Origin of the sequence: Pseudomonas sp. Colony2 (assembly GCF_019382755.1) — a bacterium.
Taxonomy (GTDB): Bacteria; Pseudomonadota; Gammaproteobacteria; order Pseudomonadales; family Pseudomonadaceae; genus Aquipseudomonas.
Genome location: NZ_CP080030.1, coordinates 3,377,950 through 3,380,960, shown reverse-complemented (window position 1 = coordinate 3,380,960; position 3,011 = coordinate 3,377,950). Strand labels below are relative to the sequence as shown.

Annotated in this window: 3 protein-coding genes; all 3 read right to left on the bottom strand. The window is 62.0% G+C overall.

Features of this window, described 5'->3' with window-relative positions; all coding sequences use genetic code 11:
* The coding region (locus JV201_RS13390; protein ID WP_219407062.1) for a DnaT-like ssDNA-binding protein at positions 1–468 on the bottom strand (468 nt) is incomplete at its 3' end.
* A gap of 8 nt (positions 469–476) precedes the next feature.
* A complete protein-coding gene (locus JV201_RS13385) occupies positions 477–1,589 on the bottom strand; it encodes a minor capsid protein (RefSeq protein ID WP_219407061.1) in 1,113 nt (370 codons plus the stop codon).
* The coding region (locus JV201_RS13380) for a DUF4055 domain-containing protein (protein WP_257903319.1) at positions 1,507–3,011 on the bottom strand (1,505 nt) is incomplete at its 5' end. The genes JV201_RS13385 and JV201_RS13380, both read right to left, overlap by 83 nt.

The following is a 3,011-nucleotide window of genomic DNA, read 5'->3' as shown; positions in this document are numbered from 1 at the left end:
CCCGCGCATGACCAGGTAATCGGCGAACTGCGTCCTGCTCGGCGCGTATGGCGGTGGCCGCATGCGCAGCCCAGGCGTATCGCGGTTTAGGCGCGTGCGCCGTCCATTCGGCTCAGTGCAGTGGGTCGGCTCTTCGATCTGGAGGCCCTGCTCGGCGGCGTACATCTCGACCGCCAGCCGTACCTGTCCCCACTCAAGCTCAAAGGGCACGAAAGTCTCGGATAGCGTCTGGTATTCGATCTTGCAGTCGCGCCGAGGCCAGGCCATTGCCTGTTCAGGCTTGGCCTTGCGCCCTTTCCACTGGCGACCGTTGATGTCGGCCGCAGCACGCAGCAGCAGTTCGACCTGGTCAGCCTCAGCTACAGGTATACGGAACCCGTAGTAGTCGCGGTAGAAGGTCAGCTTCTCCAGGGACACGAAGCTATTTGCGTCTGGCCTGCCCTTCCCGTCCTCAACGATGATCTGCATGTACTATCTCAACCTGGTTGAGCGCCGAGTGTAACGCCTGCTCGGGTGAACATGTCAGGCTCTGCTTCCTTCAACTGCGCCAGCGTCAGCGGCTTGAACGACTTGTCGAGCTGCAGCTTGGCGAACTTCTCCGGCGTCAGCCCTCCATCGCGGAACAACTTGCCCCGGACCGGCCCGAGGGCATGATCCTGGAAGCTCGCCGGTTGTGTTGCCAGCCACTCGTAATAATTCAGGCCGGCGTCGACCTGGGCCCCTCCGCTATCGCCCACCGATGCGCGCGTGGCGTCCTTGGCGAACATATCCGAAAGCCTGGTGGTCGGCACCGTAGTTGACCGGCAGTTGATGTGCGCCGGTGGCAGCGGACCTTTGCCCAGGTCAAAACGCATCCCATCCAAGCCCTTGCATTGCTGCGAGGTCTTGCGGTCGAGCGTCGACACCCAGCGATAGCCCAGCACCACGTCACTGTTGGCCTTCAGCGTCTCCATTCGTGCCGTGGTGGCTACGTGCTGGATTGCCGTCTGCACCACGGCGGCAGCATTGCGGTTGCTCACCGCCAGGACGCCATCCGTGAAGTTCTGCGCCGCGGTGCCGCGAATCGCCTGGATCATTTGGGCATTGGTCTGGCCCTGGCCGAATCCGAGCCGGATCGTGTTCGTCACACGCATTGTCTCGGTCCGCGTCCAGCCGCTGACGAAGCTCTTCAGCAACTTGCCGCCATCGATGCCCTTGACCTGAAGCGGATAAGAGAACACCGCCGCACGTATCACCGTGTTGGTAGGAACCACCGCGTCGATGGATAGTGCATTGCTAAGGCTTTTAGCCTCGAAGGTCGACTCGTACAGCGCGATATCGACCAGATCAGCCTGCACCAGGTCGCCGTAGGCCTTGTAGATCTCCAGCAGCTTACCGTCCACCCGGGCCAGGAACTGCTCAAGGCGGTCCCGGCTGTAGGTGGTCAGTTCCTTGCGGGTGAGTTGATCCCGCACCAGCTTGTCGATCTGGCGCAGGTACTTCTCGAACTTCTTGACCTCGCCAGCCTTAAGTCGCTCCAGCATTACCGAGTGGCGGGTCGTCTGCTCCAGCAGTTGGCTGTCCGCCTGTGCCAGGCTTGTCGTTGGCATCGTCTTTGTCCAGGTTGATGCCGGCCGACTCGCGCTCATCGCTGATCAGCTCGGCCTCTTGGTCGTATGGGCGGTCCGGCAGCTTGCCGGTGGTGAGGTACTGCCAATAAGTGTCGGCGCTGACAGTTCCAGCCATCACGCCCTTGAGAAGTTCGGCGAGCACCTGGGCGTCGACCACTGGGGTCACGAACTCAGGATTCACCTTGAACTTGACCTGTTTGGGGTCATAGCCCTTCCACTCGGCGGCGTATCGCAGGCCCTGCTCCACCGCCTCGGCCACCGTGATCACGATGCTGTGCAGTGTGGCGTGCTGGTCGTTCTGGCGTGTTTTACGCGCCTCGCCCGACTCGGTGCCGGCCACGTCCATGACCTTGGCGCCTGCCTCAAGCGCGGCGCTCTTCTGGTCATCCATGGCTTTACGCACGGCTTCGATGCCGGCGCCTTTGAACTCCAGGTAGCCACAGGACCCGCTAGGCCCGAGATCCCAAGCCGCCGATGGCCCGGTGACGCTCAACTCCACCGCCTCATCCAAACCAGAGACCCACGGCTGCGGGTGGCTGGTCTGGTGCAGTGAGGTGAAGTAGTCAGCGCTCAACTGGTAGGACTTCAGCGCGGCCCGCGCCATGGTCAGCAGCGGCACCTCGTCGACATCCGGGGAATTGTCGGTGGAGCCGCAGTAAATCACGGGCAGGTATGGCAGGCCTTTGACCAGCCGGTTATCGGTACCAGTGGTGCCCAGCGGCTTTTCGTCCTCGACCAGCTCACCGCCTTCATTCCGCACGGCGGTGTAGCAGATGTTGCCTTGCATGAAGAACTCGCGAAACACGGTGTCGCAGTCATGGCTGTAGCGATCGCCGCCCTTCTTGCGAAACTCGCGGAACACTGAGAGGACCAAGTCCTGCCGACCACCTTGATCAGCAGTGTCCCAGTTGATCGCGTTGCGAGTGGCGTACGTCGAGAAGTACGGCTCGCCGCTCTCGTCGATGTTCACCACCAGCGGCACCCGGCCGTGGGAAATGGCCTGGCGCACCATCCGGAAGAAAAGTTGCTTCAGGCCGAAGCCGTCGGCCGTTGCATTGTCTTCCAGCGCCTTCAGCCCGGCGGGCAGTTCGATCTCCGGAATCAACCGAGAGACCAGACCCATCATCGAACGCAGCGAGTCGCGCACCCAGTGCTCGTACTGAGCCCGGTTCGTGTAGTTCTGGTACAGATACTTGTTGCCGGCGCCGTCGAGCTTTTCCGCCTCGACCATACCGCTCGGCTTGGGCAGGTTGCACTCGTTGCGCTTGACGGCGCACTCGCCCTCAAGCGCGTCGTCCATCATCTCCCACTCCGCGATGTGCGCGTCGTAGTCGGGGTTTGTCGATTGCACTGGCATCAGGCCAAGCCTCCAATTCGGCGTGTTCCGCCTGTGCGTTTGAT